This window comes from Streptomyces sp. NPDC006368, from assembly GCF_040612535.1.
In the GTDB taxonomy this organism is placed as follows: domain Bacteria; phylum Actinomycetota; class Actinomycetes; order Streptomycetales; family Streptomycetaceae; genus Streptomyces.
In genome coordinates this window covers 169,645-182,089 of sequence record NZ_JBEXQK010000009.1, presented here as the reverse complement: position 1 = coordinate 182,089, position 12,445 = coordinate 169,645, and the positions used below count along the sequence as shown (strand labels likewise).

Genomic DNA, 12,445 nt, shown 5'->3' with positions numbered 1-12,445 from the left:
GATGTCCCCGCCCCCCCGGGGGGGGGCCCCCCCCCCACCCCCCCCGGGGGTCGCGCCGCGGGGACGCCATGCGAGCGTCCCGGCGCCGTCGCGCGCGCCCTCCTGCGACGAGGCGCACCCGGCCGGGCACCGGCCGGACTTCTCGCCGAAGCACGACGGCCCGACCCGGGATCAGTGGGACGCACTCATCCCGAGCTGAGCGTTTGCCCGGCACCCCACCTCCGGCGCTCAAGCGCCGGCGAACGATCGTCTGCCGGCACTCAGACCCGTCACCGAGAACCCGCAGGTGCACAGTGTCGGCAACCCGCGTCGGGATCAACGTCGGTGAGCGGTCCAACGGTCCAACGGTCCAACGGTCCAACGGTCCAACGGTCCGCAGGGTGGATTCCGGCACGGCATCTCCCCGCTGCGCCACGTCTGGCCGACCACCGTCGGCAACGCCGGCCACGACGTGGGCCGCCGCGCGGCCCGGTGCCTCCTCGACCCGGTTCGGCGACCGGGAGCGCCCCGCCGGTGTCCACCTGCCGTGGCCCGCGCTGCCGATCCGCCGGACCACCGCCGCGCCGCACCGCGCGTGAGACGGGACGGGCGGCGCGCTTCTCCGTGGAAGCCGGCGCCACCCGGCAGGTGCCGGAAACGGCACCGGGCAGCGGCCCCGGCGCCGACCGTGACCGGGCGCCGGGCGGTGGCTATGCTCGGGAACCCCGCGCTTTCCGAGGAGCCATGAGCAAGCCCGCACCGAACCTGCCCCAGCTCCTCGTCCAGGCCAAGCGCTGGTTCGAAGACGCGCTGCTCACCAGCATGCAGGCCGCGGGAGAGCGACCGGTGACGGCCGCCCAGGCCGCCGTATTCGCCACCCTTGACGACGAGGGCACCTCGATCTCCGAGCTCGCCCGCAGGATCGGCGTCACCCGGCAGACCGCCCACCAGGCCGTCCACAGCCTGATCGGCATGGGCCTGCTGGAACAGGTGCCCGACCCCGCCTCCGCCCGCAGCAGCCTGGTCCGCGTCACCCCCGAAGGCGCCCGCGCCCATCAGCGGGCCCTGGCCACCATCGCCGTCGTCGAAGCTGTCCTCGCCGACCGCATCGGCACCGCCGCGACCACCGCGCTACGTGAGGCGCTGACCGCGTCCTGGGGCGAACCGCCCCTGGTGGAAGCGCCCTGACGTCAGCCCCCGCCGGCCGCGGGCGCGACGCCGGCCGCAGGCGGGCGGCGCGGATCGGAAGCCGCCGCGTGCCGTGGGCCCGAGTGGTGACGCGCCTGGGCGCGTTCAGGTTCTGTCCCGGACGTGGGAGGCCGCCAGCTCGGCCTCCGCGACGACCGTGTCCGTGTCGACGTCGACCAGGGCGCCGTGCGCCTTGCGCATCCGGCCGTCCACGAAGACGTGACTGACGTTGGTGGGCTGGCCGTTGAGCACGATCTGGCTGATCCAGTCGAAGCGCGGCGCGAAATTGAGCGTGTCCGGGTCGAGGACCACCACGTCCGCACGCTTCCCGGGGGTGAGGGAGCCGATCCGGTCCGCCATGCCGACGCACTCGGCACCGCCCAGGGTCGCCATGCGCAGGACGGCCGGGATCGTGGGGTGGACCCCGGGGTCCCGGTGCAGCGCCCGCTGAAGACCCACGGCCGCCTTCATCACGCTGAACATGTCCGACGTGTCGTTGGTCCCACCATCATGACCGAGCCCGGCCTTCACACCGCGTGCGTGCAGCGCGGGGAGCCGGATGATGCCCGAGGCCAGCCGCATGTTGCTCAGCGGGCAGTGGGCCACACGGACGTCATGGTCGGCGGCCAGCGCGATCTCGTCATCGGTCAGGTGGATCGCGTGGTTCATCAGCAGGTCCGGTCCGAAGGCGCCGGCCTGCCGGAGCGAGCGGATCGGGTCGTCCCCGCGGTCGCTGTGGTGCTCCAGGACATGGGAGTTGAGCATCACCCCGAGGTCACGGGCGATTCCGCTGAGCCGGCGCAGCTCGTCCACGGCCGCCATGCCCGCGTGGACGGCCACCTGGGCGGACGCCAGGGGCAGCGGGTCGAGCAGCTCCCGCTTCACTCTGTGGATGAGGTCGGCGGTCGAGGCCCGCTGCATCATGGCGTACACGAACCGCAGCCCGGAGTCGTCCAGGGCCCTGATGTAACGCTCGCTGGTCCCGAAGGGGATGGGGTGCACCCAGTCCACGACGGTCGTGACGCCCGCCTGGAGCGCGTCGAGGGCGGCGAGGCGGACGAAGCGGTACATGTCCTGGGCGTCGATCCGGCTCAGGGTCGTGCTGTTGCAGGAGCCCAGCCAGCCGTACAGGTCCTGGCCGGCGCATCCGCCGCGAATGCTGGACTGCCACAGGTGGTTGTGGATGTCCACGAACCCGGGCAGCACCATCCGGCCGCTCACGTCCACCACGCGTGTGCCGGGCGGCGCGGACAGCCGCCGCCCCACAGCGGCGATCTTCCCGTGCCGCATCAGCACGTCGGCGCGGTGCAGCGTGCCCAGCGTCCCCTCCCCGATGGCCGGGTCCATGGTGAGGAGCAGCTCCGCCCCGCGCAGCAGGGTGGTGGGGGCATGCCCCGGTCTCCCGGCCCGCTGAAGTTCCGGGCCGGGGCCGGAGGGGGCGGCGGAGGCGGAGGCGCCCATCATCAGGGGAGCGCTTCCCAGGCCGACGAGGACGCTTCGGCGGCTCGGCTTCGAAGACTGCGTCATGGAAGTGGTATCCCGCGCCCCGAAGCCGGGGGCAAGGTGCAATTCCGGCCAGCGATAACGGAATTCCACTTCCATGTACTCGGGATCGGGTATCCCGCCGGGGCGGCGAAGCGAGACCGCACGCGGCGGCGGGCAGCCCGTCGAGCGCGGCGATCCCCGCTCATAGGCTTCGCGCGTGGAGATCACCGTGCGACCGGCAGTCGGAGCCGACCTGCCACCCTGCCGGCCCTTTACGGCGAGCTGAATCCCGACGACGCACCACTTCCTCAGGGCGCGGCCGAGGCGATACGGGCGGTCATCTCCGCTCGGCAAGGGCGAACCGTGCCGGTGGCCGAGGCGGACGGCGCCGTGGTCGGCACCGCGGACTGCCCGGTCCTGCCCAACCTCACCCGCGGCGGCCGGGCCATCCTCTTCGTGGAGAACGCCGTGGTGGCCGGCTCCTCCCGGCGGCGGGGTGTCGGGCGCCGGCTGATGCGGGCGGCCGTGCGGACGGGTGAGTCGGCCGGGTGCTACAAGGTGCAGTTGTCGGCAGCCGACGACGAGTACGTCCACACCTTCTACGAGTCGTGCGGCTTTCAGGCCCTCGCGCAGGGCTTCCGTCGCCACATCGGATGACGGGGGCGGCAAGCTCATCACCGAGGGCCCGCCCGCGCCGCCGGCGTGGCGTACTTGACACCGTCCACCCCCACGGGAGGGGATTCTCACGGCTCGCGCCGTGATCCTTTCTGACATCCACGGAGGTAATCCGATGACGGACAACGACTTCTGGGACTGCCCGCCGGAGCAGGACATCGCGTACCACGGGGAGTTCAGGCTCACCCTCATCGAGCGACCCTTCCCCACCGGTGAGAAGGTGCTGCCCGCCCATGACCCGGCACGGGCGCGGGAGTTCGCCGCCGCTTTCGGCACCGTCGACACGGTGGTGGAGGAGGCCGGCCGGATCGAGGCGACCGAGCGGCCCCCCTTCGCCACCCGCGCGGACCTCGACCTGGTCAGCGTCGGATGCTGGGGGACGGTGACCGAGATCAACGATCCCGCCCTGGTGTTCACCGGGGGAACGTTCCCCCTCGCCGAGCAGGCGGAGGAGCTGGCCGAGCGCTTCCCCGGGGCGGTCATCATCGGCTCGGCGACGATCGACCACCACCTGACCTACGGCACCCACGTGATCCACCACCCCGACGGGGCACGCCTGTTCGCCGCCGGGTGGAGCGGAGAGAAGGACTGGGACCTCGACGGCACCCCGCAGGAGGTCATCGACGCGTTCGGCATCGGCCCCGATGCCCTGGAGCGGCAGGACATCGACCTCGGCGCCCACCCCGGGGCCTTCCCCTGGGAAGGGCTCACCCGGCTCGCCCTCCAGAGCGTCACCCCGTTGCTCCGCACCGGCCGCACACTGTCCGTGTTCCGCGTCCGGCACACCGAGGAGACCACCGGCGACCTGGAGGACACCTGGATCGGCGAGGTCGACGGGGTCGACGAGTTCTGACCGTAACGATCCGACAACACGCGCCAGTTGGCGAGAACATGCCGCCCAAACCCCGGGACCCACAACCGGCCCGCCCCCTAGGGTGGGCGGCAGTCGGCGTACCCAGACCAGATGACCTCGGAGCCCGCCGCGCCGCATACCGCTCCTGAGCAACAACGGGGTTCCCAGGGGGAGAAGCCAGTGAGCATTCGGATACACGAACCTGCCCGCCACCGGCGGGTGTGGGCGCGCTTCGCGATCGCCCTCACCGCCGCGGCGGCCGTGACCTTGACCGGCCTGCCCGCCCTCGACGACGCCCAGGCCGCGAAGGCGCCCAACGTCAAGCCGGTACGGTGCGACGAGAAGTTCCTCGGGAAGAAGTTCCCCTCCACCCCGCCCAACTCCGGGCCGCCGGACAACCTTCCGTACGACGCGTGGCCGAACGACGAGAACTACACCTACGACAACCCCGCGAAGGCGTACGACGGCGTGCAGCCGCCGACCGACGCCCAGCGCCAGGCCGCGGGAACGAACTACCGCAAGTGGCAGCGCACGTACAACAAGACGAAGAACCCGGCGGACAAGGTCATGGAGATCTACGCCCGCTACAACAAGCAGTACAACAGCCCGAAGGGCTACAAGGACTTCACGCGCTTCCTCGACGTGCGCTACATCGGTGCCCACGGCAACCCGCTCCGGGGCGACGCGTTCGAGGCCCGCATGGTCAAGAAGTACAACATGGTCGGCCCCGACTGGTGGTGCCAGGACCCGATCGAGTACACCGACCCCGAGACCGGCGAGAAGCGCACCCGCGTCGTGGACGCGCACAACCGGCGCACCGAGCGCAAGGTTGAGATGAAGTCCAACGGCAGGATCGAGAACGACCAGCTCAAGGCCGACCGGCAGATCGCCAAGGAGAACCCGAAGTCGACGTTCCGGTACCTGACCGGCGCCAAGACCGAGGATTCGACGAAGGACAAGATCAAGCAGTTCGACGACGACCTCAAGCGGGACCGGGGCACCAACCGCACCCAGGCCGGGGTCAACGAACGCCGGTCGAACGCGATCGAGCGCACCCAGAAGCCGAACGTCTACACCAACTATGACAAGCGGTTCAACCCCGACCCGCTCAAGGGCGGCCGGGGACCGATCATCGACCAGGCCCTGCGGTCGGGGAAGACGGTCGAGGAAGCGCGCCGGCTCCAGGCGATGTACGACCAGAACAACCGCGGCGGCTACTTCGGCCGCGGGCCGGGCGGCATCGACTTCTCCACCCTGGAGATCAACTACGTCGGCACCCCGGTCAAGGGCAAGGGTCTCGACTATTCGATGAAGGCCGACTACGTCAAGAATCCGGACCGGAACCCCGGCCACGGCGGTGACGCCAAACTCCAGCTCGCCTCGGACGCGTTCTTCACCTGGCTCGCCCTGACCCCGGACAAGTTCTGGGTCAACCTCAACCCGATCCGCCCCGACGTGATCATGGACAAGGAGTTCGCCAGGACCGACGCCGGGCGCATCCTGCTGGAGGCCGACCTGACCCTCAAGCACGACTACGCGGACGCGATGAACCCCGACAAGTACGAGCGCGGGGAACGCTTCTGGCGCGCGGCCCCCCGCACCCCGGAAGGCATGCCGTGCCTGCCCGTCATCCGTCAGTGGATCACCCCGAAGCCCGCCAAGGTCCGGGAACAGGACGGCGGCATCTACATCCTGGATGCGCCGCTGAAGGTCAACATGGAGGTCCCCACCGGGCCCGACGTGCCGGCCAGCGCCTGCAAGCTCACCGAGGCGCAGACCAAGCAGGCCGAGACGCTGATCCTGACGATGATCCAGCCGGAGCTCGAGCGCCGCGTCAACGACGACGCGTCCTACGCCGACCTGCGCCGCGTCTACTCCTCGCGGGTGGCCGCCGAGTACATCCGCCGCCAGGACGCGGTCACCCCGACCGACTTCCGCAAGATCATCAACAGCAACGACGTCAAGCGGTGGCCGCTCAGGGGCGAGAACAAGAACTGGGACAAGAAGACCGTCTACGACAAGTACGTCCACTCGTTCAAGAACGGCGACTACAAGTTCGAGCGCGTCTACGACGGCAAGGTGTGGATCCTGTCCATGGGCGGGGTCGACTTCTCCAAGGCGCCGAAGCGGAACATCAGCCGCACCCGGTTCACCACGGAGCACCCCGGCTTGGACAGGACCACCCGGACATCCGTCCAGGCCGAGGTGACCTACCAGGACAGTACGACCGCCTACCTCGGCGGGAGCACCTCCGACCAGCCCACCAGCCCGGAGGACCCGAAGCCGACGCCGACCCCGACCGGCCCGGACGACGCGAAGCCGACCGACACCCCGTCGACCCCGGCTCCCGGCCCGTCCACACCCGGCGGTGACCCGACGACTCCGCCGGCGCACGACCCGGACGGTGACCTCGCCGACACCGGCAACACCACCCCCGTCGGCCTGATCGCCGCTGTGGCCGCGGCGCTCGCCGTCGCGGGCGGCGCGCTGACGTGGTGGATGCGGCGCCGCAGGGACGCCGGCAACTGACCCGTCCGACCGCCCTTCGTACGCACGCCGTCCCCCGCACCCGAATCCGGGGTGCGGGGGACGGCCGTGTCCGGTCCGGCGCGGCCGGGGGCGCTGGCGTACGCCGCGACCGTCACCCGGCCGCGTAAGAAGCCCGCTCGGCCGTGCTCACCACCTTCCGGCCGTCGGCAGCCCCGAGCAGCCCCGCGGTCACCCAGGCCTTCACCGTGGACCTCACGTGCCTCACCAGGGCCGACTTGGTCGTGAAGGGAGCGGCGGCCCACACCTCGTCGAGGAGCGTGGCGCCGTCGGCCCGGACCGGATTGGCGACGCCGGAGTCGGTGGTGCCGAAGACGATCCGTGGCTCGACGCGCCGGAAGCAGGCGTGGGTCGGGTCGTCCGTTCCCTCGAAGAAGGGCACGAACTCGACACCGTCGAGGGTGTAATGCAGCGGCTTGCCGGCCACGGGGGTGAGGCTGGGCAGCAGGTTGCCCGAGAGCGCGGCGTTGCGGTAGAGCGCGAGACGGAGGTGGTCCGTCCGGGCGTCCCGGGCGACGAGGTTGACCGGGCCGTGGAACAAGGTCTGGACGGCCGGGTCGTCCAGCGCCTTTTCCACGCGCAGGTGGAAGGGGACGCTCACGCGCACGGTGTCCCCGTCGCGCCAGGTGCGGGACACGGTGAAGTAGCCGCCGGCGACGGGGGTTCCCTTCGCCGCCCTGCCGTTGACGGTCACCCGGAAGCCGGCCCGCTCCCAGGCGGGCACCCTCAGCAGCAGGTCGAAGGTGGCGGCCCTGCGGCCCCGCACGGTGATCGTGGAACCCTGTTCCCTCGGGTAGTCGGTCGTCTGGGTGACGGTGACGCCCTTCTCCGCCCAGGTGAGGGTGGTCGGACTGTAGAGGTTGACGTACAGGGCGGTGCCGTCGGGCCGCACGAAGTTACACCGAGTCCTGGTACTTGGTGTGGCTCTCCAATCCCGTGCCCTCGCAGCACGTCGTACCCGCCTTGGGCGTGTAGTCGCGCACGTGCCCCGGCCGCAGCCCGACGAAGTAGGTGACGAGCGGCTTCTCCGCGTCCGGCCGGTCCTGCTTGGAGCCGAGGATCTGGTTGTGGAGCGCCCGCGGGGACGCCGAGCGCGACCGGGTCGCAGCGCAGATCGCGCTTGGCGGCGAAGACGCCGTTGCCGCCGAGGGCCACGTCCGTGAGCGGGAAGGGCCTGACCGTCCAGGCGGGGGGAGTCGGCAGCGCGACTCCGCCGTCACCGGCTCCGGTACCGAGCGCAGTGCGCAGGGCGGTCCGGGACGCCGCGGTCGCCGGACCCGCGGGCAGGGACGGCACCAGAGGTGCTGCCGCAGCGAGCGTGGCGCCACGGAGGAAGTCCCGTCGGTCGAGCGGCGGCGTCATAAACTCCCCATTCGCGTCAACACCCTCCCGGCGTCGGAAGGCCCGGCCGGCCTGCTCGGCGGCTCCGCGCGCAGATGGGAAAGCGCCGGCTGAGCAGGCGTTGTCCGGCTCGCTCACCCCGGACCGGCGGGGCCGACGCGAGTCGGGGTCGGACCCGCGAGGTGCGAGCGCCACCGTCACCGCCGCCGCCCGTACCCTCACGCGCCCTCCGTGAGGCGCCCGTCGACCGGGGTGGAGCCGCACTTCGGACCGGCGCCGCGTACGCGTCGCGCCCACCACTCCCGTCACGGAATTCTGCGCGAAGCATTGACGCGCAAACGCTTTCTTCCTACCTTCCGTCCGAAGTCACGTGCACCGTTCGACATAGCGAACAGTGGTGCCGTGCGAATCCCCACCAGAAGGAGAAGCGCGTGAGCCGCACTCTGCGCAGATCTTCGTTCCTCGCCCTACCCGCCGCCGTCATGCTGGCCCTGATGCCGACGAGCGCGTCCGCCTACCCCGGCCCCGGCAGAGTCACCGGCGACGTCGTCGTCCACGACCCGACCATGCTCCGCACGTCCGACGGGCGGTACCTGCTCCATTCCACCCACGGCTACCTGGAGTCCCGCACCTCCACCGACCGCATCGCCTTCACCCGCAACGGCAACGCCCTGTCCTCACCGCCGAGTTGGTGGTCGCGCTACTCACCCGACAACGATCCGTGGGCACCGGACATCTCCTATCACGGCGGCCGGTACCTGATGTACTACGCCGTCTCCCGCTTCGGTTCCAACACCTCGGCCATCGGCCTGGCCACCTCTTCGACCGGGATGCCGGGGAGCTGGAGCGACCAGGGCATCGTCCACTCGTCCACGTCGAGCAGCGACTACAACGCCATCGACCCCGACCTGTTCGTCGACAGCGACGGCAAGTGGTGGCTGGCGTTCGGCTCCTGGTGGAGCGGGATCAAGATGATCCGCCTCGACCCGGGGACCGGCAAGCAGTACTCGGGGGACACCACCCGCCACTCGCTCGCCTCGCGCCCCAGCGGGACCAAGGCGGTGGAGGGCCCGACCGTGGTCAAGCGGAACGGGTACTACTACCTCTTCGCCTCGTACGACACCTGCTGCAGCGGCACCGCCTCCACGTACAAGATCAAGGTCGGCCGGGCCACCAGCCCCACCGGGCCCTACTACGACCGCAACGGTGTCGCCATGAACAACAACGGCGGCACGGTGGTCATGGCGTCGCAGGGCTCCGTGATCGGCCCCGGCGGGCAGGACATCATGCCCGACACCGACGGTGACCTGCTCGTCTACCACTACTACGACGGCAACGACGGCGGAACGCCCAAGCTGGGCGTCAACCTGCTGAGCTGGAGCGGTGGCTGGCCCACCGCGTACTGACCGAGCGTCGGGGCGTCGGGGCGTCGGGGTCTCGGGGTCTCGGGGCGCCACTTCCCGTAGGGGCGACACCCCGGCCCGGTTCCCTGGCGCCTCTTACGCCTCGGGCGCCGGGACGGTCCGTGCCGCGGGGCGGTGAGGGCGAAGTCAATCGCCCGCGCGGCCCGGCCCGGGTGGGTGGTGCGCGGGCCGGACCGGTGAGTCCCAGGCCGTCGTCAGGCCCTCCAGCCACGCGGGCGGCAGTTCGGCGGCGTCCCACTCCTCCCGCAACGCCGACGGCGCCGTGGTGAGTCGTTCCAGCACGGCGACGCTGGTGGGGGAGTGGAGGAGGGAGTAGCGCCCGTGGATGGCGATGGCGCTGCCGGGCCCGTACTCCGCGTACAGGCGTTCCAGGCGTGCGCGGTTGACCGAGGTGAACTGCGCCAGTCGCCCCGCGTACCCGGCCCGTTGCCGGGAGTCCATCGTGCCGAGGACGGCGGTGAGCACCTGGTCGGAGACCTCCGGGTCGAGGTCGGAAGCGGTGGTGAACGACAGGTACAGAGGCAGGACCGCCACCCTCGCTCGCTCCAGCTGGGTCCTCCCCACGGGAGGGCGGCCATCCTGCCCGGGGACCGACGGGTCGGAGGTGACGGCGTGCCGCAGCGCTCGTTCGGCGAGCTCGCCGAGTTCGTCGGTGACGGCCTGCCTGCCGTCGAGCCAGCCGGACTCGTAGAGCTCGCCCTTACCCCCTGGCGCGCTCAATCCGATGCCGCTGATCTCCTGGTGCGCGAGGGTGAGGGCGCCGGCCTCGACGAGCCCGATCAGTTCCTCCGCGTCGCCGGAGAAGACGCCCGCCCGGTGGAGGAGGTGGAGGAGCGTCCTCCTCGCGTTGATGACACTGACCGTATCCAGTTGCTGCCGACCCTCTTCGGCGGCGTTCATGGAGTCCTCCTCATCGCATGGGCCGTGCGGTGTGCGTACGCGGGACGCCTTGGTGGACATTCAACACTCGGCGGCCGCGCTGACGTCGTCTTCGGGGACGGCTGGGTGCGTTCCTCCTTCTTTGTGCTCCGAATATGGACCGCGATCCGTCCGATGACGTGATGAAACGCAAGCCGTCCGTGGTTGATGCCCGGGGAGGGGCGCCGTCTGCCGGAACAGGAACGTCCGAGGACTGGCCGCCTGCCTGCACATCACCCCGGGCGGTCTTCGGACGCGCATCGCACCGCGGAGGTACCTGGCCGACGTCGTCGACCCCTCCCCGCCGTACGGACGGAGGGTCGGCGATCCGGGGACCGGTGGAGGCCGAAGAGAGCGAGCCACTTCTCCCTCAACGCAAGTGAGGCACGCCACCGCCTCGATCTTCGCCGGGCGGACACCACTGGGGTGTCCTGTCATGGACGCGGAGCCAGGAAACGGTATGGCCCTCATCCCGCCGGGGAAGGTGACGCTGTCGGATCGTCGCACACAGCGCAGTTGGTCTGTGGAAGTCGCGTCATTCCGGATGTCGGCGTTTCCCGTCACGCAGGAGTGGTACGCCCGGGTCACCGGGGAGCTGCCCAGTACCGCCCGAGGGGATCGGTTCCCCGTCGAGGGCGTGTCCTGGTGGGATGCGGTTCGTTTCTGCAACGCCTTGTCCCGGCACGAGGGGCTGACACCCGCCTACCATCTCCGCCCCGGTGACGAGGCGGCGGAGTGGGACGTCTCCGCGGACGGGTACCGGCTGCCGACCGAGGCGGAGTGGGAGCACGCCTGCCGTGCCGGTACCACCGGTCCGCGGTACGGCCCGCTCGACGAGGTCGCCTGGTACCGCGGCAACTCCGGCGGGCGGGTCCACGCCGTGGGCGGCATGCGGCCCAACGCGTGGGGCCTCTACGACATGCTGGGCAACACCTGGGACTGGTGCTGGGACGTCTACGACCCCGAGGTGTACGGCACCTACCGGGTGCTCCGCGGCGGTGGATGGTCCGACGAGCACTGGAGCTGCCGGGCCTCGGTACGCCGCCGCAGCCACCCGACGTTCCGGATCGACGACGTGGGGTTCCGCGTCGCGCTGACCGTACTGCCCGCGTGAACTCCGCGGAGGTCATGACGAGCGCCCCGCCGCAGAACCACGGTGCCTTCACCTGCTGGCTGTGGCCCGACGCGCGCACCTGACCGCAGCGGATCCTGTGTCACACCTACGGGCGGGGCAAGGCCAGCGATTCCCGTTCCCGGCTTGCCATACTCGATCATCTGCGCGCTCGAAGCCGGCCGCAGCTCGTGGACTGCACCCTTGGACGTGCTCCGGCCGGCACCCGGAGACGACACCGCCACCATCACAGCCCGGTCACTGCGCGATCTGCTCGAGCGGCTGATCACCGCCGGGCAGTGGCAGATGGGCGACCCCGACATCCTCGTCATCGCGGACGCCGGATACGACGCTCCCCGCCTCGTCTTCCTCCTCAAGGATCTGCCGGTGCAGGTCCTGGCCCGGATGCGATCGGACCGCGTCCTGTGCAGGGCCGCCCCGCCGCGGCAGCCAAACGCGATGGGCCACCCGCCCCGGTCGGCGGTCCGGACGACGGACCAGCCCGCGGTGAGGGTCTCGACCTCGGTGGTGGTGATGCCCAGGTGCTGGAGCGGATCGGTGTCCTCGCGGCGTCCGGCGATTTCGGTGACGACCCGGAAAATACCGCCGGGTGCCAGGATCCGCCGCACGCGGTCGAGCAGGGCCGGCTTGTCGTCCATCCACCGGTAGACCAGGGGGCAGGTGAGGGCCGCGTACGCAGGGTCCGGCAGCTTCCTGAGGTCGTGCGTGGTGAAGTCCACGCACCGCCACACCGGGCCCGGGCGGGGCCCGGTGCCTGGGCGGCGGCGAGGGCGACGGCGCTGGGGGCGCAGTCCATGCCGGTGGTGCGGTACCCGAACCGGTGATGAAGGCGGCGGGCCAGGGAGCCGTCGCCGCTGCCGATATCGAGCGAGGGGCGTCCCCGGCCGGGCCGAGGTGCTCGTC

The 12,445-nt window shown here is 71.0% G+C and carries 8 protein-coding genes and 2 pseudogenes; 7 read left to right on the top strand and 3 right to left on the bottom strand.

Going from position 1 to position 12,445, the window contains the following annotated elements; all coding sequences use genetic code 11:
• Positions 1-723 precede the first annotated feature (723 nt).
• A complete protein-coding gene (locus ABZZ38_RS10675; protein WP_356737911.1) occupies positions 724-1,167 on the top strand; it encodes a MarR family transcriptional regulator in 444 nt (147 codons plus the stop codon).
• A gap of 105 nt (positions 1,168-1,272) precedes the next feature.
• On the opposite strand, the gene ABZZ38_RS10670 is transcribed toward ABZZ38_RS10675, so the two are convergent.
• Positions 1,273-2,694: an amidohydrolase family protein gene (locus ABZZ38_RS10670; protein WP_356737907.1), complete on the bottom strand. Its 1,422-nt coding sequence runs from the start codon at positions 2,692-2,694 to the stop codon at positions 1,273-1,275.
• 321 nt (positions 2,695-3,015) lie between these two features.
• On the opposite strand from ABZZ38_RS10670, the gene ABZZ38_RS10665 reads away from it, so the two are divergent.
• The 3 genes from ABZZ38_RS10665 (at position 3,016) to ABZZ38_RS10655 (ending at position 6,709) form a co-directional block, all read left to right on the top strand.
• The gene (locus ABZZ38_RS10665; RefSeq protein WP_356737905.1) at positions 3,016-3,309 is read left to right on the top strand and encodes a GNAT family N-acetyltransferase; all 294 of its coding nucleotides are present in this window, start codon (positions 3,016-3,018) and stop codon (positions 3,307-3,309) included.
• A gap of 133 nt (positions 3,310-3,442) precedes the next feature.
• The gene (locus ABZZ38_RS10660; RefSeq protein ID WP_356737903.1) at positions 3,443-4,180 is read left to right on the top strand and encodes a DUF6333 family protein; all 738 of its coding nucleotides are present in this window, start codon (positions 3,443-3,445) and stop codon (positions 4,178-4,180) included.
• A gap of 180 nt (positions 4,181-4,360) precedes the next feature.
• The gene (locus ABZZ38_RS10655; RefSeq protein WP_356737901.1) at positions 4,361-6,709 is read left to right on the top strand and encodes a hypothetical protein; all 2,349 of its coding nucleotides are present in this window, start codon (positions 4,361-4,363) and stop codon (positions 6,707-6,709) included.
• A gap of 112 nt (positions 6,710-6,821) precedes the next feature.
• Here ABZZ38_RS10655 and ABZZ38_RS10650 read toward each other — a convergent pair.
• Positions 6,822-7,806: pseudogene (locus tag ABZZ38_RS10650) on the bottom strand (glycosylase); the annotation flags it as partial.
• A 693-nt stretch (positions 7,807-8,499) separates the two neighbouring features.
• On the opposite strand from ABZZ38_RS10650, the gene ABZZ38_RS10645 reads away from it, so the two are divergent.
• Positions 8,500-9,474, top strand: a complete 975-nt coding sequence (locus tag ABZZ38_RS10645) for an arabinan endo-1,5-alpha-L-arabinosidase (protein WP_356737899.1) — start codon at positions 8,500-8,502, stop codon at positions 9,472-9,474.
• Between the two features lie 144 nt (positions 9,475-9,618).
• Here the strand turns inward: ABZZ38_RS10645 and ABZZ38_RS10640 are convergent, their stop codons facing one another.
• Positions 9,619-10,392 carry a hypothetical protein gene (locus ABZZ38_RS10640; RefSeq protein ID WP_356737897.1) on the bottom strand — a complete coding sequence of 258 codons (774 nt, stop codon included), beginning with the start codon at positions 10,390-10,392 and terminating at the stop codon, positions 9,619-9,621.
• 454 nt (positions 10,393-10,846) lie between these two features.
• On the opposite strand from ABZZ38_RS10640, the gene ABZZ38_RS10635 reads away from it, so the two are divergent.
• Both ABZZ38_RS10635 and ABZZ38_RS10630 read left to right on the top strand, forming a co-directional pair.
• Entirely contained in the window at positions 10,847-11,524 is a 678-nt protein-coding gene (locus ABZZ38_RS10635) for a formylglycine-generating enzyme family protein (protein ID WP_356737895.1), read from the top strand.
• A gap of 50 nt (positions 11,525-11,574) precedes the next feature.
• Positions 11,575-11,998 (top strand): annotated as a pseudogene (locus ABZZ38_RS10630) (transposase); the annotation flags it as partial.
• Between the last annotated feature and the right edge of the window lie 447 nt (positions 11,999-12,445).

Bases quoted from the DNA above. Each gene is read 5' to 3' on its own strand.
- ABZZ38_RS10640 (WP_356737897.1), bottom strand. From the start codon at position 10,392: ATGAACGCCGCCGAAGAGGGTCGGCAGCAACTGGATACGGTCAGTGTC.
- ABZZ38_RS10635 (WP_356737895.1), top strand. From the start codon at position 10,847: ATGGACGCGGAGCCAGGAAACGGTATGGCCCTCATCCCGCCGGGGAAG.
- ABZZ38_RS10670 (WP_356737907.1), bottom strand. From the start codon at position 2,694: ATGACGCAGTCTTCGAAGCCGAGCCGCCGAAGCGTCCTCGTCGGCCTG.
- ABZZ38_RS10675 (WP_356737911.1), top strand. From the start codon at position 724: ATGAGCAAGCCCGCACCGAACCTGCCCCAGCTCCTCGTCCAGGCCAAG.
- ABZZ38_RS10660 (WP_356737903.1), top strand. From the start codon at position 3,443: ATGACGGACAACGACTTCTGGGACTGCCCGCCGGAGCAGGACATCGCG.